Here is a 21,865-nt window from a genome sequence, read left to right on the forward strand (position 1 = left end):
ATTTTAACGGCTGCTCAGGTTAACCAGGCTGCTGCTCATATAGTTGATACAGCTGCTCTACCTCTTCCTTTTGGTAAAAAGACCAGCAATGGTGATCCTTTGACTTCAAGAGCGCTTCTCCCATCTTCAGCATCTGATCCCGATTATAAACTTTCCCCACGTTTTTGCTCTCCAAAATGGTATGCGCCACGTAGGGCTGTCCTATCATGCCTTCCAACACCTTCCCCTGTGTGTCGATGACAGACTCATATCGGACCACCTGATCAGGCTCAAGCTCCGCATAACGCATAAAATAAAAATCCAGCAAAAACAGCTGTCGCTCCAGCAGATCATCCATTTGGTCCAGCTGCTGTTGCATTTTGGGGTTCAACACATCCAGGTGCCGCATCGTCCCTCTGGAAACCGGAATGGTAACGGTACTCCAGGACCCTAATACCGCAAGTGGGTTGCGGATAATGGCATAGCAGGGATAAGTCTTCATCAGGTCGGGCAGCAGCTGTGTGAATACCGAATTGTGCTTGACAAACAGCTTAAAGTCAGCGGTCAATGGCTTATCAAAATAGACCTCTGCACGACGGATCACTCTTTTACGAGCCCCTTCGGTCCGTTCAAAGTGATTATCTGTAATCTTCCCGTCTTTCCCTCTTACCGGAGCCTTGCCCTCGGTCAAGAGGGTATGGCGGAATCGACCCAGGCGATCATTTAAACGCTCCAAGCCCTCCTGATAGGTACGCAGCCCGCGCCAGGCGATGGGTTCATTTAATCCAATGATATTCTCTTGCTCGCTTAGCAATTTGCAAGTCAGGGTCGTACCTGCTCTGGGCAATCCGGTCAGAATCACGGAATTCGGCACTGCTGAGGTTTTATCGCCATCTGTGGTGAACCACTTCTTCAGAAAGGATTTCAGATTCGTCATCATGAGATCAAATATAGCTTTAATGCAGAAAAACTCAATTCTGACAAACATATTTTTCGAAGTTGTCTAAAAATGATTTGTGGTGCTTTTAGTCTTTCTCAATAAAAAGATTGCGAATGCCAGGAGGTTAGCATTCATCTAATTTCGAGCAGATACCCCGTACCGGACTAAAAGAGATTCGAAGCCATTGATCAGCGCATTGATTCGCTCAACAGCAAACCTTTCTTTATACAATTCAGGGCCTACTTCGTTTATATCCATTTTCTTATCTTGCTTGCACATTTAAACTCCAGCCTCTTATGAAAGCGCCTTCTCTAATCTTTCTTCTGTTTGTTTTCTACTCTTTGGTTTCTCTGATAGCTCCCAAAAACCTATTTGGTCAATGGGAACAGGTTCCTTCTCAGTACCATAAAGTTCGCACCACTGACATGATACTGGCCGGAGAAAAGCTCCTCGTCAGTACAGATGATGGGATATACCAAAGAACGGACAGCTCATGGGTGCAATATGCTCCGGATGAACGGTTGAAACATTCCATCATACTAAAAATGGATTATGACACTGCTTCCGGTTACCTGCTTACAGAGGCCTATTTGACAGACACTTTATACGAATCGTTCACCCAGTACTTCCTTATCCGTAATGATACCATTATTGACCTTGAATGGCCGGATCAGGAGGTTTGGTATAGTAAAGCATGGATAAATCATAGTGTTTTGTATTTGCTGAGCGTGGAAGGGACACTATTCAGAAGCCATGATCTGGGGCAGAGCTGGACTGCCGAGCAAATGGCTGAAGGGTTTGAATACCCTTCTTCAGCAATCAAGTATCAAGATCAAATCTTAGTGGGATCAGTAGGAAATTTAGCTATCCTGGCACCTGATACCACCATTTATATAGATGCCCCTCTTCCAGGTCACCGGGTTAATCACATCTGGAGAGAGAATGACTTCATTTGGATTTTGCAGAAAAACTTTTTTACAACTGCACTCTATGTTCTTCCCGGACTTAATCAATCATGGATTGAGCAATCAGTTGTACAGCAGGGAAAAGGGCTATATCGGATTGGCGGGGACATGTATATCCCCAGCGACAGCATGTTCTACAGGGCGAATTTTGGCCTCGGCGACTGGGAGGCAATTAGCGGCTTTAGGCCCGTGAACCGCCCGCTTAGATTTGATAACGAGTTATTTTCGCTTGGAACGCATGAAATCCTAACAGCCCCTGGTTTGGAATCCACCTGGACTACTACTCATAAGGGTATTCAAACTGGTGTTTTTTATGGTATCACCAACCACTTTGGGCAAATCGTAGGTACAGGGCAAGACTTTATCCAAACATTTGGACCTTTTCAGAGCGACTGGGCCCACTCGCCTATTGAGCTGGAAAATCAATTATATTTTGAGAGTTTTGTTGATGTCCACAGCTATCAGGAAAGCTTGTATAGTCTTGTCAGGCAAGGGATAGGTACATACCCGGCTATAGCAAAGGCCCCGACTTTCGACCAGCCCTGGAGCATCACCGACACTACTGAAAGCGGTAATTTATCGCAATTCAAAACCTGGAATGGGTTGCTATATCTATACAGCGATGAAATCTCTGCCCCTCTGTACAAATTGGATACACTCACTCAGCATTGGGAAAACCTCACTGCCGTAGCTGAGGACCAGACTAGCCACAGATGTTTCTCCTTTGCGTTCAGTGACACCACCATTTATGGCATGAAGGAAGACATTTTATCCTCCTCTTTAACCTTTATATATTCTGATGACTATGGGACAAACTGGCAAATCCTGGATCACGGCCCTATGGATCTTCCCCCTTCTACAGGTATAACCAATATTCAATTTTATGCCATCCACGATACCCTCTACCTTTCTCTTATCACTCATTCGCCTGGTATGGACGGGGAAAAAAATCATTGGCAACGTGCAACCGCACCTGATTACGACTTTCATCCCATTCCCCACCCCTTGTCACCGGATAGTATTTACATAGATCCTGTGAATATATTTATGGCAGATATCGCAGATCAATACTTTCTCATTAGCAGCTGGGGATTGTTTCAGAAAGACAATGATCACCCCTGGAGATGGCACCCTACTGACGAAGGTTTACCTGTCCAAACCCTACAAAGCGATCTAACAGTGACAGATGATTACCTTTACATCAACTCTTACGGTAATGGTCTTTGGCGTCGCCCCCTTGAAGAAATCCAGGGATTAGGAGCGATTAGTGGCGTGATTTTCTCCGACCTGAATGGAAATGGTATTCAGGATGAAGGCGAGCAAACACTGCCTGGCATTATACTAAGACTTTCAGAAGGCACAGCAGTAGGCCAATCCGAATCAGATGGTAAATTTAAACTCTACTCCAAATCAGAGGAGCCTGAACAACTCCAGCCTTACAGTCTCCATCCTCTTGCTGCTTTTGATCCAGAGTATCACCTTGTAGTGCCAGGTACAGATAGTGTTTACACTTTTGCATACACTACCCAGGGAAACATAGAAGACGCTGCTGTAGGACTTACTGTCCAGCATCCTCCCTACATTGGGGGGCTTTCCAAGGTACATCTGCAGGCCAGGAATATGGGCAGCACAGCCTTTGAGAAACCCATCAAGCTTTTTATCGATCCAACACCCGACTTTCCCGGAGCCTTACCCGATGACCTGGAATGGGATGCTGATACTATAATTTGGAATACCAGTTCAATACAGCCTGATCGGCGCAAAAACAAAGTACTGGAATTGAACTTCAACGCTACTGCCACTACGATAAATATATGGACTGCTGTTGCGCCTTCTGATCCCACTCCTGGTAATAACTTCTCAACGGCAACAGCATTTAATAACCCAGTGAACGCTTTGGCATCTCTGGAAGCCCAACCCGGTACTTACTACCCGAAAGATTCATTACTCACTCAGTTTCCAGTCCGCTATACCTTCTATTTCAGTATTCCAGACTCCTTAGATAGTGACTTTATTCGTTTTTCCGGTCAGATGAGTGGAGGGCTGGATTGGATCAGCATCGAGGAGGTCATAAGTAGCCATCCTCTTGCTTTAGAGTTGGAGCCGAATGGTAAGTTTCAATGTTGGCTTTCTAATGTTCAAACTCTTGGAGGGACTGGCTTCTTCCAGCTAGCAGTTACTCCAATAACTGATCTTGAGATCGGTCAACAATTCGAGCTTTCCGCAAATTTGCACCTGGGATATACGCCGGTACAACACGTTGTAAACACCACCCACACCATAACAGATGCAGTGAAAGTCTTAGATACTGGCATACCCGAAGCGCGCCTGATAGCTTTTCCAAACCCCACTTCAGCAATCCTTCAGTGTTTTGTGGAAGACGCCCTCAGTTCTACCGGTACGCTGCGCCTGATAAGCAGTAACGGACAAACCTTGTTGACACGAAAATTGCAGGGCAGGAAAAAGCAGATCATGCTTGATCTTTCCAGTTACCCGGAAGGCCTTTATTTCCTTCGCTGGACATCCTCCAAAAACCAACTGCATACCAAAGTCATCCATTCAAAGCCCTGATGCGGTTCTTCTTTCGTTTCGCTAGTAGTACACCATTTTTTTACACCAGAATCCAAAAATTATCCTATCATCGCATTACAAACCGCTGTAATGGCCGGTCATCAAACTAACGAAACGAAAAAACCTAGCGTACATGAAAAAGAATCCGCACTTAATCCCCTTCATACTGGTCACCAGTCTGTTCTTCCTTTGGGGGCTCGCCAATATTCTTAATTCGGCACTCATTTCGCACTTTCAGCCGGTCTTTGACATCAGCCGGGCGCAGGCCCTGTTGGTAGAGACGGCCTTTTACCTGGGCTATTTTACGATTGCGGTGCCTGCCGGGCTCTACATGGAAAAGTACACTTATAAAAAAGGGATCATTTTGGGCCTGCTGCTGTACGCCATAGGTGCCCTGCTTTTCATACCGGCAGCCAAGATGCTCACTTTTGCCTTCTTCCTGCTGGCACTTTACGTCATTGCCAGTGGGCTTGCTTTTCTGGAAACGGCAGCCAATCCTTATGTGACCATCCTGGGGCCCAAAGAAAACGCCACTCAGCGCCTCAACTTTGCACAGTCCTTTAATGGCGTTGCCCTGGTGGTCGGCCCCTATCTGGCGGGCATGCTCATTTTCTCCGGCAATGAAGGCGATATGGCCACGCAGGAAGCTAAATTGCAGGCCGCTAATGCCGTGGTTGTGCCTTACGTAGGAATTGCCATTGCTGTACTCATTGTAGCCTTCCTGATTTGGCGTACCCAAATGCCGGAGCCAGACAAGGGCGACAAGCTGAAGTTTGACCCTGTCATTTTCAAGTTCCGCCACCTCATGCTCGCTGTGCTTGCGCAGTTGCTGTATGTTGGGGCACAGGCCGGGCTTTGGGGCATTACCATCGACTTTGTTACAGAAATGATGCCGGGCGTGAGCAAGGAAGTAGCCTCCGGAGCGTACCTGGTAGCAGGCACCCTGCTGTTCGTAATCGGCCGCTTCATTGGTACCTTCCTGATGTCTTACATCAAGGACAGCACCCTGCTGGGCGTTTACGGATTGATTGCCGCCGGCCTTTGCCTGATGGGTATTATGCTGGGTGGCACAGCGGCAGTTTACGCTATCCTTGCAGTTAACTTCTTTATGTCGATTATGTTCCCCACAATTTTTGGACTGGGCGTCCGCGATTTAGGCAAACACACCAAGTTGGGCTCGTCCTTTATCATTATGGCTATTGTAGGCGGAGCGGTGTTCCCTCCAATTATGGGTATCCTCTCCGAGTCCTTTAGTATTCAGGCCAGCTTCTGGATCCCGGTGGTGTCCTTCCTATTTGTGGCCTTCTATGGGTTCCGTGGCTACATGCACCCTAAAGGGTTTGTGGCGGCGGAATAACGACTGCCCCTTTTCCAACTCAATGGCGCCATCGGGACCACAGATTCCGGTGGCGCTATTGTATTTAGAGCTTTGGACAAACGAAATAGGGTCAATGGCTACCCATTACAGCTACAGGCTTACAGCCTTTGGAGTAAAATTTTCAAAAAAGGGTAGGAAAATTAAAAATCACGAAAACAAAACCCTTCTTTTTGATATTTTTAAAAAACAAGCTGCGATATTTACCTTTGGGCTGGCTGAGCCCATAAATACCTGACCCTTCAGGTGCGCAAAATGGAGTGATGAAAGTTGAGGAAGGCGTTCTGTTGCTGAAAATGCTAATTCTTTACCACTTCAACTTGCCAATACGATCAAACAGGAACCCTGGTATGAACAAGCTGTTTCTCACGGAGCAATTCAATGATTCGATAAGCGGCGTTGCCTATAAAACAATCCAGCAAAAAAAACGCCTGCTGGCCTACTTCGCAGAACACGGCCCTACCGCTATTGGCGATCTTCGCCAGGCACTTCACCTTTCGGTCCCCAAGGTCACAGCATTGCTCAACGAGCTCATGGACGAGCAGTTTGTCAAAGACTATGGCAAGGACAACTCCACCGGCGGGCGCCCGCCTAACCTTTATGGCCTGGCTGCTGAATCGGCTTATTTTGTTGGGGTCGACGTTCACCGAACTTTCATGCACATTGCGCTGACCGATTTCCAAAAAAATATCGTGGAAATCAAAGAGTATGTGCCTTATACTCTCGCTAATACCCCCGAAAGCCTGAGTGCCCTTTGCCAGCTTATCGAGGGCTTTATCAGTCAGCTCCAAACGCCCCGGGAAAAAATCATGGGGGCGGGCATCAATCTGACCGGTCGCGTGAATTCCGCAACTGGCTACAGCTACAGCTTCTTCCATTTCCAGGATCAGCCCCTGAGCCAAATCATTGGTGATGAAATTGGTATCCCGGTGGTAGTGGAAAACGACTCCCGGGCTATGGCTTACGGAGAGTTCGCAGCCGGGGTGGTGGAAAGGGAGCGCAATGTGCTTTTCCTGAACCTGGATTACGGCATCGGCATGGGCATGGTGCTCGACGGGCAGCTCTATTACGGTAAATCAGGCTACTCCGGTGAGGCCGGGCACATGCCCGTCTTTGATAACAACATTATCTGCCAGTGCGGGAAAAAAGGCTGCCTGGAGACAGAAGCCTCCGGATGGGCACTGCTGGAACGATTTAAAACCCGGGTCCGGAACGGTGCAACTACCCAACTCGTGCAAAATCCGGAGCACCTGGAGGACATTGACCTGGAAGCTATCATTCAGGCAGCACAGTCAGATGATGTGCTTGCCATCGAACTCATCGCGGAGATTGGCGAACAACTTGGCCGTGGCATCGCTGCATTGATCAATGTCTTCAACCCCGAACTTGTGGTACTGGGCGGCAGCCTCGCCGCAACCGGTGATTACATCCGGCTCCCACTGCTTAGCGCGCTTAACAAATACTCCCTTAGCCTGGTGAGTAATGATACCGAACTGAAAGTGTCGGACCTGGGCAACCGGGCTGGTGTGCTGGGGGCTTGCTTACTGGTGCAGCATAAGTTCCTGTCGACAACCGATTGACCCTGCCTGCAATAGTAATCCTGGTATTACAGTACCGAAAGTGGCTACCCGTATAGCACCCCACATCCAACCATTATCAAGCAGGATACGATAGCTTTTCTCCTCCTGTCCTAATCAAGACGGGCCAATAACAATCCGTCATTGGCCCGCCAGGTTTAAGTAAGCAGGAAGGTTCAACAGCAAGGCAAGGGCTACTTCTTCCGCTTTTTCTTTTGCTGCTCCTGAATAGCTTGTTGTTCTTTCAGGGCTTTTTCCAATCGCTGCTGAAAGCCTTTTTTCTTCTTCGGCTTCTGTTTGTAGGCTTCCAGTTCCCGGTTGATCTTCTCATTGTCAATGATGTAATTCTTGGTGACAATGGTCTGCGTAATATTGATCAGGTTACTGAACAGCAGGTAGCAGGTCAGCCCGGCAGCAAAGCTATTGAAGAAGCCCATAAACATGATCGGCATGATGTACTGCATGTACTTCATCGCCGGGTTGGCGCCCATGTCCATGTGGCGGGTATTGTAGTAGGTGTAGATCAGTGTGGTCACCGCCCAGAGCAGCGTAAACAGGCTGATGTGTGCACCGAAGCCGAATGGGATTTCAAAGGGCAGTTTCCAGAAGATATCATAGGAAGACAAGTCATTGGCCCAAAGGAAGCCTGCCTGCCGGAACTCAATGGAGGCCGGAAAGAAGCGGTACAGGGCAAACCAGATCGGCATCTGAAGCACCATGGGCATACAGCCGCCAAGGGGATTTACTCCGAACTCCCGGTACATCTTCATGGTCTCCATTTGCTGCGCCTGCTGATCATCTTTGAACTTCTCCTTCACGCCTGCCATTCGGGGCTTCAGGGCGGCCATTTTCGACTGGGAGTAAAGCATTTTGTAAGTCAGCGGATACAGTACCAGCTTCACCACAAAGGTCAGCACAAGGATCACAATACCGGCGCTTCCTATAAAGCCAGACAGGAAGTTGAAAACCGGACGGATAATCCAGCGGTTGATGGAACCGAAAATGCTCCAGCCAAAGGGGATCACATCCTGCAGCCCATGCCCCATATTGTAGAGGCGGTCGAACTCATTGGGCCCGATGTACATGTGCATGGCAAAGGACTCACTGCCTGAGCGTCCGTAGGGGATTTCTATTTCTGAGACCAACAGCTTTAGGTCTTCACCTTCTTCAGGCAGCATTTTCGTTTCAAAGGTGCCGCCATCGAAACCGTTCTCGGCAATCAGGGACGTGTTGAAGAACTGATTGGCGTTGGACACCCACTTCAGGCGTTGCCCGTCAATCTCCTCTGTATCGTCTCCGGTACAGCTACAGTAGTCCGGGTCGTCATCCATCGGTTTGAAGTAAACGGTGGAATAACGGCGCTCGTAGTCTTCGTTGTGCTCCAGCTTATCCAGGTAGTTTACCCAGCTCAGCTTAATTTGATCCACGCCCTGAGACACCACGTTATTCAGCTGCTCCAGCTTGATGTCGTAATCAATATTATAGGACCCATCGGCGATGGAATAGGACTGTTCGAAGTAGCCACCGGTAGTCGTTGGCGCACGCAGTACAATGGACTGCTCGTTTTGCTCTGCCACATCGAAATACAAGCCTCCGGTGCTCACACCGCCGGAAGGCAGGTTGGCAATGGGCAGCAAGTATTCAAACTTATTTTTTTCATCTTCCAGAAGGTAGAGCGGCACTTCTTCCGTAGAACCGTCCTCCAGGTAGCGGAGTTTTTTGTGGTTCTTGATGAGCACAGAAGTGATGCGGCCACCCTTTGAAGAAAGATTCACCTTCATCAGGTCATTTTCCAGCACCAGGGTTTGTTCTTCACCATCCGCTGCGGCAGCAAAGGGGCCAAACGCCGCCTGCTGACGAAGGAGCGCCAGGGAGTCATCCACAGTTTCCACCAGTTGTACGGCTTCCACGGTGTCCTTAGCTACTGCTTTGAGGCTGTCTACCCGCGCCTGTACCTGCACAATAGAGTCCTGACGGGCTTGTTGTTCCTGTATCTCCGCTTCAGTGGGCGCCATAAACTGTTGCCATGCCATCAGCAGGATAAAGATGAGCGTGAGTCCGATTATCGTATTCCTATCCATTCAGATCTTGAACTTTTTTCACCAATGCTGTGCTATTAAATAACTGAAAGTCAAAAAATTAGGCCAAAAAATCATGTTCCGGCATGCGCACAGCGCTTCTAGAGCACCGCAAAAGTACAACTTTCAGGGTGCTTGCGGTAAACACAATAGATGTTTATTCAGAATTGTTCGGCCAGCCCGGCGATTTATGAGGCAGGAGTGGCTTCCATGGCTGCTTCCACAGCTTTGTAAGTTTCCAGCGCCACCTCCAGGCAATCCATCGCTTTTTCGAGGTCTTGCTCATTCAGAATGTAGGCAATCCGGACTTCATCGCGGCCCAGCCCGGGCGTAGCATAGAACCCTTCGCCCGGAGAAAGCATGACCGTTGCCCCTTCGTGCTCAAAGGACTCCAGCAGCCACTGACAGAAATGCTCAGCGCTGCGCAGTGGGAACTTTGCAAAGCAGTAAAAGGCACCACCGGGCAGATAACTCACCACACCGGGCATAGCTTGCAGGCGGTTGTAGACCACCTGCCGGCGGCGATCGTAGGCTTCAGTGACCTGACCGAGATAGCTGTCGTCCATGTCAAGGGTGGCTTCCGCCAAAATCTGTGCCAGCCCCGGAGGGCTCAGGCGAAGTTTGGCATAGCGGGTAGCGGCTTCCAAAACACCCTGATTGCGGGTAACCAATGCTCCGATGCGCGCTCCGCAGGCACTGTAGCGCTTGGAAATAGAGTCGACCACGATAACATGATCTTCCAGCCCCTCCAGGCGAAGGGCCGAATAGAATTCCTTTCCATCGTAACAAAACTCCCGGTACACCTCGTCTACAAACAGGAACAGATCATAGGCTTTGCATAAGCGCCCCAGCTGTGTTAAATCTTCCCGGCTGTAAAAGCAACCGGTAGGGTTATTCGGGTTGGTAATAAAAATGCCCCGGGTCTTGTCCGTGATGACGGCTTCAAAGGCTTCTACCGGGGGTAAGGCGAAGCCATCTTCAATATCACAGGTAATAGGCCGGATATTCAGGCTGCCAATCTGCGCAAAGCCATTGTAATTGGCATAGAACGGTTCGGGAACGATAACTTCGTCCCCTATGTCAAAACAAGACAGCATAGCGAACTGAATGGCTTCAGAACCTCCGGTCGTCACAATGATATCGTCAGGCGTAAGCGCGATCTCAAATTTACGATAGTACTCCACCAGCTTTTTACGGTAGCTCAATTGCCCCACTGCCGGGCTGTAAGCCAGTACTTTTAGCTGATTTTCACGCACCTTCTGCAGGGCGTACAATGGCGTTTCTATATCGGGCTGACCAATATTCAGGTGGTACACATGCTTACCGGCCTCTTTGGCTTTGTCGGCAAAGGGGACCAGTTTTCGGAAAGGCGACATGGGAACATTTTTGCCCCGGCTGGAAATAGAAGGCATAGCGCTAATGTTTCTGATAAAATTAGCGCCAAATATAGACTAATTTGAGGCAGGGGTAAACCCCAGGTATGTTAAATCCGCCTTTTTGTACGATGCCTACTCCAGGCGGAAGGCTTCGTCAGGCAAATTCCCCAGTACTTCAATCCCGGTGATTTTTCGCTCGCCCCGGTCGCCACTCAGTTTCAGCCCATTGTATTCCTGATAATTTTGCCACGGAACTACAAAGCCCGGCGCTTCATCCGCCGCATCGCGGAAGTAAGCCCACTGCCGCACCAGATGCTCGTCCTGATCTACCCACACCAGGTATTTATTCTGTGGGGTATCCCCGACTTCCTCGAAGGTCAGCTGCAGGACATCTGACACCTGTCCAGACTGCGTGGTATCAACGCCCTGATATTTTAAGGTTACGCCAGAGTCCTTGAGCTTGAAAGGCATAAAAACCCAGTAGGCGTCATTGATCCAGATACTTTTGCCTTGTTGCAAGAGATTTTCCAGGCTGTCCGGCTCCGTAACGAGCGCTCCATCCACCCGGGCCTGCCCCTCTCCGGTATTCAGGTTGAAAGCCATGACGGTACTGCTGTCCGGCAGCATCGTGATCCGAACATTGCCGGTTTTCTTATCCCAGAGCAGGGTACGCCGGTTGAAAAAATTCCAGTGGAAGTAGCGGGACTGGTCCCAGGTGCGCCGGCTTCCCATTGCCTCCATTACCGAATCTGCGATGGCTATCGCCTTTTCATCTGAGGCATCTGCCCTGAAACCCGGGGCGGCCGGATTAGGGTACACCTGCGGTGCTGTCGTTAGTGTATCGTCCGTTTCTCCGGAAGGAGTGCAGGCTGACAGCCCGGCCAAAATCAGGAGTGAAAGTAAGTAGGCAATTCGCATGATTTTTTGTTTTTCACCACAACAGGCCGGAAAAGTAAGGGTTCATGATTTTCAGCTTTTTAGTCTCCCTCAGCTTTTGTCTATGCCACCCTGCAGCTCATCCTGTAGCTTTTGTAAAGCTTCCCATTCCCCGGCTGCGGCCAATGCGGCCTGCCGGGGCCAGGAATCCGGCTTTGCCAGGCCAAACCGTTTGCCAGCCTCATCCAGGATTTCCTGCAGCCGCTCTACGGTCGTATTTGCTAACTCCTTCCAGGTGTGAATTCCACCGGCATTAAGCAGCCCCTCGATTTTTGGGCCGATGCCCTCGATTTTTGTGAGGTCATCCGGGTTGGACGAGCGCCCCATGCCCACTACTGACGTAGAGCCCGCTGACAGCTCTACCCTTCCCTCTCCTTCACCGGCCTGCGCTAATTTGGATTCCAAGATCCGTTTGTCTGCTTCGCAGCTGTTCAGTTTTGCACGGATTTCCTTAAGGGTACCCTCCAACTGCTCGTGCTGATACTTCAGCCCCATGTAGTCCTTTTCCCAGTTGGTGCTCCGGGCCTGTAGTGCAGCATTGTCAACTTCCAGCTCCCGGAGCTTCTTTTTATTACTACAAAGCAAACAGCCAACGATAGCGCCCAGTATAAAAGCCAGGGCAGATAAAATGAGCCACCATAGCCAGCAAGGCTCAAGCGTGGCAAGAAATAGTGTTCCGAATTCCATGGTTGATTTCGTTTTGCTGAGGTTTTTTATTGCGGTTCAATACGGACTTCCACCCGGCGGTTCTGATAACGCCCCTCCTCCGTAGCGTTAGAGGCAACCGGCTGGGCATCGCCTTTGGAATCCGTGGTAACCTGTGAGGCAGATACGCCGGCTTTTACCAGAAACTGCTTTACCGCTTCTGCTCTGGCCAGACCCAAACCAACATTCTTCTCTGCCGAACCCGTGTTGTCCGTATGTCCGGTAATCCGCACCCGTTGCCCAGACGACCGGAGCTGCGTAGCCAGCTCAATCAGGAAGGAATCTACTTCGGGCGCATAGACCCGGTCAGCAGACCCCGTGGGAAAACGGATGGAAATACGATCGGCAAGCTGATCTACCGCACTTTGGGATTTGGGGTCCACCCACTCAAATAATGCCCCCTCAAAAGGCGCGGATTGGGCGTCTTCCGGGGTCTCCACCTGACGGGCACGCAATTGCAGGCGCGTACTGTCCAGCAAGCCGTCAAATAAGCGGGCGACTTCTCTGGCACGCGCCAGGCCGAGATTTTCAGCACCAGCTACGGCTTTCTCACCCTCGAAGTAAAGCCCTGTGATTACCAGCAATTGCAGGGAATCGCCTTCCGTTACCTGCTTCTGCAAAAAAGCTTCCACACCTTTTCCAATATAGGCTTCTGCATCCGACCATTTGAAATAAACGGGCAGCCCGGCTTCTTCAGGAAGGGTATCAGCTACGGTCACGGACGGAGGCGGGTCGCAAGCCAGGCAAAGCTCCTCCTGACACCCCCGAAAGGTAGCCAGGTAGAAAAGCAGCCAAACAAGGGCAGCGACCAGGAATTTGAAGAAGGTTGACATCGTTCCAGCGTTCGTTTTGTTTAAGTATGCCGGAAGCGCAGCCCTGCGTAAAAAGAGTTTGCGGGCAAAAGATTTATCCCCTGCCAGCTCTTCATCAAACCACAGGCGTACCTGCCGGACTTTCCAGATTGTCTGTGCTTTATTTGTATGGGAATATCATTTCCGAAAGGAAACTTACCCAAAATAAGCTTTTTCAATGAATCCTGCACCTGATTTCCACTTACGACCGACAAATATTTAAGGAAATCTACGGTCAAGTTTTCCCCATCTCCTTCCAACCTCTTATCCTTCGCCGTGTTATCTGATAGGTTGAAGTAAATTTTTGTTACTTTTGCACGATTAAGAGCGTGTTAGGATTTTGACCTTCTAGTCGAAGACTAGCAATTTTTTGGTTAGACGAGACCCGAAAACCGGAGTTTAGCCTAAGCTAAATGAGGATTTTCGGGGCGAAGTATAAGCGAAAAAGTGCAGTTTGCAGACCGATTACTAAAGTCTCAACACGCTCTAAAAGCCCGGCGGAAAAGCGTGCCATGCCTAACAAGCAATTGAATACCCGGCAGCCCGCCCTTTACTAAAATTAGTCCATATCTATGTTTGACAGCCTGAGCGAACGTTTGGAGGGTGCCTTCAAAACCCTGAAAGGAGAGAGCAAGCTTACGGAGATTAACATCGCGCAGTCCGTAAAGGAAATCCGCCGTGCCCTTGTAGCGGCCGACGTGAACTATAAAATTGCCAAAGATTTTACGGATACCGTCAAGGAAAAAGCCCTTGGCCAGGAAAATGTCCTGAGTTCGGTGAAGCCCGGTGAGCTGATGGTCAAGATCGTCAACGACGAGCTCGTCAGCCTAATGGGTGGCGAAGCGGCTTCCTTCGACCTGAAAGGCAAACCATCAGTCATCCTTATTGCCGGCCTGCAGGGGTCTGGCAAAACCACTTTCTCCGGAAAACTGGCGCGCCACCTGAAAGTCAACAATAAGAAAAGCCCCCTGCTTGTAGCCTGTGACGTATACCGTCCGGCGGCGATCAATCAGCTTGGGGTGATTGGCGATCAGATCAAGGTGCCGGTGTACAAGGAAATGGAGAACAAAAATCCGGTAGAGATCGCGCTCAAGGGCATTGCGCACGCACAGGCGCATAGCCACGATGTGGTGATCATTGATACGGCCGGGCGTTTGTCGGTTGACGAAGAGATGATGGAGGAAATCTCCAATATCAAAGAAGCCGTGCAGCCTAATGAGACGCTCTTTGTGGTGGACTCTATGACCGGGCAGGATGCGGTGAATACAGCCAAAGCCTTTAACGACCGCATCGACTACGACGGTGTGGTGCTGACCAAGCTCGATGGCGATACGCGCGGTGGTGCAGCGCTTTCCATCAAATACACCGTGGGCAAGCCGATCAAGTTTGTTTCCACCGGTGAAAAGATGGACACGCTTGATGTCTTCCACCCCGACCGTATGGCCAGCCGTATTTTGGGCATGGGTGATATCATCTCCTTTGTGGAACGTGCCGAGCAGCAGTTCGACGAGGAGCAGGCCAAGAAGCTGGAGAAGAAGATCAAGAAGAATAAGTTTGACTTCAATGACTTCCTGGAGCAGATTGGGCAAATCCGGAAGATGGGCGACCTCAAAAGCCTGATGAGCATGATTCCGGGCATGAGCAAAATGACCAAGAACCTCGATATTGACAATAATGCCTTTAATAAGGTGGAAGCGATCATCTTCAGTATGACGCCTCAGGAGCGCGCTAATCCTGAGCTGATGAATACGAGCCGTAAGCGCCGTATCGCCGATGGCTGCGGACAGTCGATTGAGGAAATAAACATGTTCCTGAAACAGTTCGACCAAATGCGGAAGATGATGCACAAGATGAGCAAGATGCCTGGAATGGGCATGGGTGCTCCGGGCGGCAAAGGTGGTACAGCCGGCAAGCGTGGCAAAAAAATGGGCGGTATAGCCCGTCGCCGGGCGAAGCGCAAGCGCTAAAGCTCGAAACAAGCAATAAAAAAACGGATGCTCGTTAAGTCGGGCATCCGTTTTTTAGTCGGGTGGTGAAATAAAATAAAGGCTAGCTCGCAGGCAGAAAACGCTTTCCTACTTCAAACGCCTTTTTGATCAGGCGCACATCGGGCAGAACCACAGAACCAGATTCTGATTCAATGCGGTCTTCGTAATCCAGTTCCTCAACAGCCGTATCCTCTCCAATATTCAACTGATGGGAGGCTACATTGAGAAAAGTGTAAGCGGAAAGACTAGCTGCCAGTGCCAGCGAAACGAGTACAGTACGGGTGTTTGGCTTTTTCATTTCCTAGATTTCTAATAAGTCACTGCAATAATACAGATTTTCTACCAGCATATCCAGTAGAATCGACGAAAGTGCCTGTTTTTCAGACACATTTCTGCATCAATGACGGATGCCCCGAGCAAAAAGTTGCACACTATTTAAAATTTAACACCTCCACACTTTGTCAGTAAGCTAACATATCCCTATTTTCATTCCAGAAATTAAATAAAACACCATTTAGTATGAAAAAACTTTACCAACTGCTGGCAGTATGCTGCCTTGTAAGTTTGGCTGCCAACCCGCTGATGGCACAGATTCCAAACGATTCTCCGATTCCTGTGGATGTTTTCTTTGAGGTCCCTGGTACGGGTCTGACCCGTGTTATTGGTGATTACACTTCTGTAAGCAATTCTACAGAATGGGGTACTCAACCACTGCGAACCACCGTATCCGCAGAAGTGATGTGGGTCGATGATGATGATATCGCAGGCGATGGTATGGATACCTTAGGTTGCGACACCTCTACCATGGTCGACTACACAGACAAAATGGTACTGGTTCGCCGGGGGGGATGCTTTTTTAGTGATAAAGTCTACTATGCTCAGCAAGCAGGTGCCATTGCAGTGGTCATCGTTAATGCAGATGGTAGTGACCCCACTGGTGGTATGGCTGCGGGTGATGAGAAAGGGCTGGACGTAACAATTCCGTCCGTTTTCCTGAATGATCCGGGCGAAGCGGCAGGCTTTATTGCTGCGCTGGATGCTGGAGAGACTGTAATCGGTACTTTCCAGGTGCGCGGGTTCTTTGGTGACCTGGGGCCTGACCGCTACGGAACGCCGCTGTCGCAGGTGACTCCTTTTGAGAACATCTCGGTAGACCTTCTGAACCTGGACCCGATGGAACCGGTCCTTGATGTCTCTGCCAGCGTTGACATCATCGCTCCGGATGGCACAGAAACCAAGCTGACGGCTGAGGTGGACACCATTAATCCTGATGTCATTCACACCTTTGAGTTTGAGCCTTACACGCCCGCTGAAGTAGGGACTTACGAGATGTTGTACACCAACTCTTTGACCGCGGATACCCTGCGGCGTCAGTTCGCTGTTACGGACTTCACCTTCCAAATGGACAATGGCAATATCCCGGAATGGCCGGTGGACAGCTGGATTGCCACAACCAGCGAGGGCTTCGTCGAAGACTTGCTGACTTATGACTTTGGCAACTACTTTGAGACCAATGATCAGGGCGCAATGGCTACGCATGCCACTTTCTCCCTCGGCAATCCGGATTCTATCCGAACGGGCTTCAACGATGCTGACATTTTCTTCCTGACGCTGTTTGACACAGATCCCGATGGAGATGGCCAAAGCGCTACCGGTAATGAAATCGACTACTCTACCTTCGAGATTGTAGGACAGGCGGTTTACATCCTGAACGGTAACGAAGAGCCTTATGACCTGCTTACCGTGGAATTCCCTGAGCCGGTCGAGCTGAAAGCCAATACCGGCTACCTGCTCATGGCACAGTATAATGGTGTAAATGCCGCACTCGGTATTCCACCATGGTATACTTACGCTGGCAATGAAGCTTACCCTGGCTTAAGCACTATGACTTTCACAGATCAGCTTTACACTGGTGGCTGGGCTGGCGACTTCCGCGCGGTGGTACGCCTGCACCTGGAAGGCTTCAGCGTGGACGCAGAAGACATTACTCTGGCGGACAACAAAGCGACGGTTTTCCCTAACCCCGCTAACGAGACCTTCCAACTGGAGCTGCAGCTTGACGAATATGCAGATGAGGTACGCGTAGCACTGGTAGATATGTTCGGCAGAGTGATCGAGCGCAATGTCTACGAAGGCGTAAAGGGCGGTACTTACACGTTCAACACCGCTAACCTCGCCGCTGGCACTTACTTCCTGGGCGTTCAAACCCCGGAAGGACAAGCGACTAAGCGTATTGTGGTCATCCACTAAGTGAACGACTCCCGTTCCTGAAAAACAATGGGCTCAGCTGGTCACGTACCGGCTGAGCCCGTTTTCTTTTCGAACAGTACTTTCAGATACAGTTTTAGACCAGCCGGCTCCGCCCCTGCGGAATCGCCTGAATCAACTTCTTCGTGTATTCGTTCTGAGGGTTTTCATAGATTTCATCACTGTAGCCTTGCTCTACAATCTTACCGGCATTCATGACGATCATGCGGTCAGACATGAACTTAACTACCGACAAATCGTGCGAAATAAAGATGTAGGTGAATTTGTACTTCTCCCGGAGCTCCATCAACAGGTTCAGCACCTGCGCCTGTACGGAGACATCCAAAGCGGAAACGGACTCATCACAAATAATGAACTTGGGGTTCAATGCCAGCGCTCGGGCAATAGCGATACGCTGCCGCTGCCCGCCGGAAAACTCGTGCGGATAACGATCGAAGTACTGAGGCGGCATGCTTACCGTTTCCAGCAATTGCAGCACCCGGTCCCGCCGTTCAGCGTCTGAGCTGTACAGCCCGTGTACCTGCATTGGCTCCATAATCGCCTTACCGATGGTCATACGGGGGTTGAGGGAAGCATAGGGGTCCTGAAAAATAATCTGCATATCCTGCCGCAACGGCTTCCAGTCTTTTTCTGAAAGATCGAGCAGGGATTGCCCTTTATACTCCACGCGGCCACTGCGTACCGGCGCCAGGCCAAGAAGGCTCCGCCCGAGAGTCGTCTTCCCGCAGCCCGACTCTCCAACCAGCCCGAGGGTTTCACCGGGGTAAACTTCAAAGCTCACGTCGTCCACGGCGCGGATGAAGTCTTTGGGCTTGCCCCAAAAGTTATGTTTAGCAGGGAACCATGTTTGCAGGTTACTGACTTTCAGAATAGGCGTTTGCTGTTTGAGCATCCGGCTCCGGCGAAGCTGCTCCATAGCCGGTACGCGCTGCCCACGGATTACGGACTCAAGGGTGACGGCTTTTTCCAGGATTTCCACTGCACCGTCATCCGATTTTTTCACTTCCATAAAGTCACTGACCACAGGCAGGCGCTTGAGCCGGTAGTTGAGCGGCGGGCGGCAGGCCAGCAAGCTTTTGGTGTAAGGATGCTTGGGGTTGGAAAAGAGCGCCTCTACCCTGCCCTCTTCAACAATTTTGCCTTTGTACATGACCAGCACCCGGTCCGCAATTTCGGAAATCACTCCCAGGTCATGGGTGATAAAAATGACAGAAGACCCCAGCTCGGTTTTCACCTTTGCCATAAGCTCCAGAATCGCTTTCTGTACCGTCACATCGAGGGCAGTAGTGGGCTCGTCGGCAATAAGCACGCCCGGCTTACAACTCATGGCCATGGCAATCATGACCCTCTGCTTCTGCCCCCCGGACAATTGGTGAGGGTAGGCCTGATAAATCCGGGCGGGGTCGGGCAACTGTACTTCTTCAAATAAGGCCAGGGCGCGGGTTTTGGCTTCGCTTTTGGAAAGCTTCAGGTGGTGGCGCATCCCTTCAGCAACCTGCTCGCCACAACGGAAAACCGGGTTTAGGGAAGACATGGGCTCCTGAAAGATCATAGCAAGCTCGCTGCCGCGGTAGTGCCGCATCGCTTTCCTCGGCAGCTCCCGTAAATTCACACCAGCAGGCGCTTCCTCGGGAAAGTACTCCACGCTCCCATCCAGAATCCGGCCCGGTGAAGGAATCAGCCGCATCAGCGATAGCGCTGTGACAGATTTGCCCGAGCCAGATTCTCCTACGATGCCCAGCGTTTCTCCCCGGTACAGGTCAAAACTGATCCCATCCACGGCGCAGACTTCCCCAGCATCTGTAAAAAACGAGGTTCGCAGATTATTTACCGCTAAAAGCTTATCTTTAGTCATGCGTTCATTTTCCTTCCTTAAGTCTATATTGAGATTTCACCCTTTGGGTGCATTCGCTCCAAAAACGAATTCTCAACACAGCCTAAACAAATTGCAAAATAAAAAAAATCATCATGCAACGACTGCTTATCCTGCTGCTTGTTTGCAGCGGACCTTTTTTCTCCCGGGCTCAGGACAGCCTCAATATGACCGCCCTTTCCGTGTGGGATGACAACAGCCTCCCCTCCCTTGGATCGCTGAGCTACAATGATATCTGGGGATATACCGCCCCGGATGGCCGGGAGTACGCCATTTTAGGCAATGTGGGCACCACCGTATTTTTTGACATTACCAGCCCGGAAGCGATCGTGGAAGTCGGCCGCTTCCCCGGCCAGCTCAACTCCATTTGGCGGGATTACAAAACCTATGGTGCATACGCCTACATGTGCGCAGACCAGGGCTCCGAAGGGCTGACCATCTTCGACCTGAGCCAACTGCCGGATACGGTGATTCAGGTCTCCCAGAGTACTGAATTCTTCACACGGGCCCACAATATCTTTATTGATGAGGCGAACGGACGGCTGTACGTGGCTGGCGGCAATAATCCCTCCAATGGCGTCACCATACTGGATCTGACACAAAACCCGGCAGCACCTACACTTTTGGGTAACCCGGTGCTGCCCGCCGGAGGGTACATTCATGATATCTTCGTCCGCGACAACATCGCTTTTTGCTCCCATGGCACAAGTGGCTTTTCTATTTATGACCTTTCCGACCCCACAACCCCGGTGACACTCGGCACCCTAAGCAACTATCCTGAGCAAGGGTACAACCATTCCAGCTGGCTTCATGGAGATGGAGATTACCTGGTTTTCGCAGACGAAACTTTTGGGCGCAGCCTGAAAATGGTTGATGTGAGCGACCCACTGGAAATGGAAGTCGTTGATCTTTTCAAATCAGAATTGCTGGCACCACAGGCGACCGGATCGATAGCCCACAACCCCTTTATCAGGGGAGATTATGCCATCATTTCCTACTACCACGAAGGGGTGCAGGTTTTTGATATTAGTGACCCGCTGAATGTGACCTCATTTGCCTACTACGACACCCATCCACAAAATACCAACTATCAGGGTTACGATGGCTGCTGGGGCGTTTATCCGTTTTTCCCTTCCGGTACGATTATCGCCTCTGATACTGAAAATGGGTTGTACGTCCTTCAACCGGAGGGCTGGAGCTTTGAAAGCGAGCCGGTCTTCTCAGCCAGCCTAAGCCAAAGCGGGAGCGTGCAGCTTTGCGAAGAGGAAACACTCACCCTCTCTGCCACCATCGCCGGGCAGGGATGGGTGTGGGAAAACAGCGGCACCCCACTGCCGGACGCCCCAACGGAAAGCCTGACCATTCAGGAGCCCGGGCAGTACTATCTGGTCAACAATACCGGGACCTTCCCGGCTTATTCCGATACCCTCACGGTCAGCATCACTGAGCTGCCTGCCTTTACAGGGCTGGAAGCAACCTATACTTTCTGTCCCGGCGTACCCATGGAAATTGCCTTTGATGCAGAGCCGGACTTTGATTCTGTCCTCCTTTTGCAACAACCTGGCAGCGTATTGATTGAAAATACCGATATGGAGTCCTTCCTCCTTCCCGCACCTGGCAATTACAGCTTCCTGGGCATTCTGAATGATTGTACAACCGAGTCTGCTGTCCTGGAAGCTACTCGGTTGCCCGCTGCGCCCGCACCGGAGTTTCAGCCTTTCATCCCGCCACTTTGCGAGGGAGACAGCCTGGTCATTAGTGTGGAGCAAAGCCCGGGTTACGTCTACACCATTACTGACCTTGGGCTCAGCTTTACGGATACGAGCCTGTTATTTGTGCCCGCTGATGTATATGAAATTACTACCAGTAACGGACAGTGCGACACAGCATTCGTATTAGGTGAAATACCAGCGCCATTGCCTGTGCCCGGTATTACACAAGTAGAGGACTCGCTGTTTTGCGACCTGACGAGCAGTGGCTTATTTATCTGGCTGTACGAAGGCGTACCGGTAGATACCACTACAGTGCCGTATTTCCTGCCGAACGAGGAGGGTACTTATCAGGTGGGCGCTCAAAATGAGGCATTCTGCTGGGGGTATTCTGAACCAATTGAGGTGATGCTTAGCAGTACTGAGGATGCGCAACTTCAGCAACTCCGGATTTTCCCTAACCCGGCGTACGGGGAGCTCTTCCTCGAAAGCCCGGTGAGGATTGAGGGGATTCAGGTTTTTAATGCACAGGGGCAGCGGGTTTTACAGTCCTCGGTGTATACCGGGCCGCTTCCGACAGGCCAATGGGCGGCAGGGCCTTATTTTATTAGTATCAAGCGGGAAGGGTTGCCCTGGGTACATTTGAAGTTCATCAAACGCTAGGAAAATGAAGA

The 21,865-nt window shown here is 50.5% G+C and carries 15 protein-coding genes; 7 read left to right on the forward strand and 8 right to left on the reverse strand.

What is annotated here, in order from left to right; genetic code table 11:
* Positions 1-19: 19 nt before the first annotated feature.
* Positions 20-919 carry a sulfotransferase gene (locus ACO08I_RS03290; protein WP_282776380.1) on the reverse strand — a complete coding sequence of 300 codons (900 nt, stop codon included), beginning with the start codon at positions 917-919 and terminating at the stop codon, positions 20-22.
* A 296-nt stretch (positions 920-1,215) separates the two neighbouring features.
* Between ACO08I_RS03290 and ACO08I_RS03295 the strand changes: the two genes are divergently transcribed.
* From ACO08I_RS03295 to ACO08I_RS03310, 4 genes are all read left to right on the forward strand, one after another.
* A complete protein-coding gene (locus tag ACO08I_RS03295; protein ID WP_421948470.1) occupies positions 1,216-4,455 on the forward strand; it encodes a T9SS type A sorting domain-containing protein in 3,240 nt (1,079 codons plus the stop codon).
* Between the two features lie 133 nt (positions 4,456-4,588).
* Positions 4,589-5,812 carry an L-fucose:H+ symporter permease gene (gene fucP / locus ACO08I_RS03300; protein WP_421948471.1) on the forward strand — a complete coding sequence of 408 codons (1,224 nt, stop codon included), beginning with the start codon at positions 4,589-4,591 and terminating at the stop codon, positions 5,810-5,812.
* Between the two features lie 94 nt (positions 5,813-5,906).
* Entirely contained in the window at positions 5,907-6,068 is a 162-nt protein-coding gene (locus ACO08I_RS03305; protein WP_282775728.1) for a hypothetical protein, read from the forward strand.
* A gap of 112 nt (positions 6,069-6,180) precedes the next feature.
* Entirely contained in the window at positions 6,181-7,410 is a 1,230-nt protein-coding gene (locus ACO08I_RS03310) for an ROK family protein (protein WP_282775729.1), read from the forward strand.
* A 191-nt stretch (positions 7,411-7,601) separates the two neighbouring features.
* Here ACO08I_RS03310 and yidC read toward each other — a convergent pair whose 3' ends face one another.
* The 5 genes from yidC to ACO08I_RS03335 all read right to left on the reverse strand — a co-directional run bounded on the left by yidC (position 7,602) and on the right by ACO08I_RS03335 (position 13,335).
* A complete protein-coding gene (gene yidC, locus ACO08I_RS03315; protein WP_421948472.1) occupies positions 7,602-9,488 on the reverse strand; it encodes a membrane protein insertase YidC in 1,887 nt (628 codons plus the stop codon).
* A gap of 185 nt (positions 9,489-9,673) precedes the next feature.
* Positions 9,674-10,897 (reverse strand): pyridoxal phosphate-dependent aminotransferase, encoded by a 1,224-nt coding sequence (locus tag ACO08I_RS03320; protein ID WP_282775731.1) that lies wholly within the window; start codon positions 10,895-10,897, stop codon positions 9,674-9,676.
* 96 nt (positions 10,898-10,993) lie between these two features.
* Positions 10,994-11,779: a hypothetical protein gene (locus ACO08I_RS03325; protein WP_421948473.1), complete on the reverse strand. Its 786-nt coding sequence runs from the start codon at positions 11,777-11,779 to the stop codon at positions 10,994-10,996.
* Positions 11,780-11,848: 69 nt separating this feature from the next.
* A complete protein-coding gene (locus tag ACO08I_RS03330) occupies positions 11,849-12,484 on the reverse strand; it encodes a helix-hairpin-helix domain-containing protein (RefSeq protein WP_421948474.1) in 636 nt (211 codons plus the stop codon).
* A gap of 26 nt (positions 12,485-12,510) precedes the next feature.
* Positions 12,511-13,335: an OmpA family protein gene (locus ACO08I_RS03335; protein ID WP_282775734.1), complete on the reverse strand. Its 825-nt coding sequence runs from the start codon at positions 13,333-13,335 to the stop codon at positions 12,511-12,513.
* 590 nt (positions 13,336-13,925) lie between these two features.
* Here ACO08I_RS03335 and ffh point away from each other — a divergent pair.
* Positions 13,926-15,320, forward strand: a complete 1,395-nt coding sequence (ffh, locus tag ACO08I_RS03340) for a signal recognition particle protein (protein ID WP_282775735.1) — start codon at positions 13,926-13,928, stop codon at positions 15,318-15,320.
* A gap of 82 nt (positions 15,321-15,402) precedes the next feature.
* Here the strand turns inward: ffh and ACO08I_RS03345 are convergent, their stop codons facing one another.
* Complete coding sequence (locus ACO08I_RS03345) at positions 15,403-15,639, reverse strand: hypothetical protein (RefSeq protein ID WP_044227451.1); 237 nt, start codon at positions 15,637-15,639, stop codon at positions 15,403-15,405.
* Between the two features lie 221 nt (positions 15,640-15,860).
* Between ACO08I_RS03345 and ACO08I_RS03350 the strand changes: the two genes are divergently transcribed.
* Complete coding sequence (locus ACO08I_RS03350) at positions 15,861-17,591, forward strand: PA domain-containing protein (protein WP_282783756.1); 1,731 nt, start codon at positions 15,861-15,863, stop codon at positions 17,589-17,591.
* Positions 17,592-17,685: 94 nt separating this feature from the next.
* Here ACO08I_RS03350 and ACO08I_RS03355 read toward each other — a convergent pair whose 3' ends face one another.
* Positions 17,686-19,464, reverse strand: coding sequence for an ABC transporter ATP-binding protein (locus ACO08I_RS03355; protein ID WP_282783758.1), 1,779 nt, complete (start codon positions 19,462-19,464; stop codon positions 17,686-17,688).
* 113 nt (positions 19,465-19,577) lie between these two features.
* Between ACO08I_RS03355 and ACO08I_RS03360 the strand changes: the two genes are divergently transcribed.
* Positions 19,578-21,854, forward strand: coding sequence for a choice-of-anchor B family protein (locus ACO08I_RS03360; protein ID WP_421948475.1), 2,277 nt, complete (start codon positions 19,578-19,580; stop codon positions 21,852-21,854).
* The last annotated feature ends 11 nt before the right edge of the window (positions 21,855-21,865 follow it).

Origin of the sequence: Phaeodactylibacter xiamenensis, from assembly GCF_965229835.1 — a bacterium.
Lineage (GTDB): Bacteria > Bacteroidota > Bacteroidia > Chitinophagales > Saprospiraceae > Phaeodactylibacter > Phaeodactylibacter xiamenensis.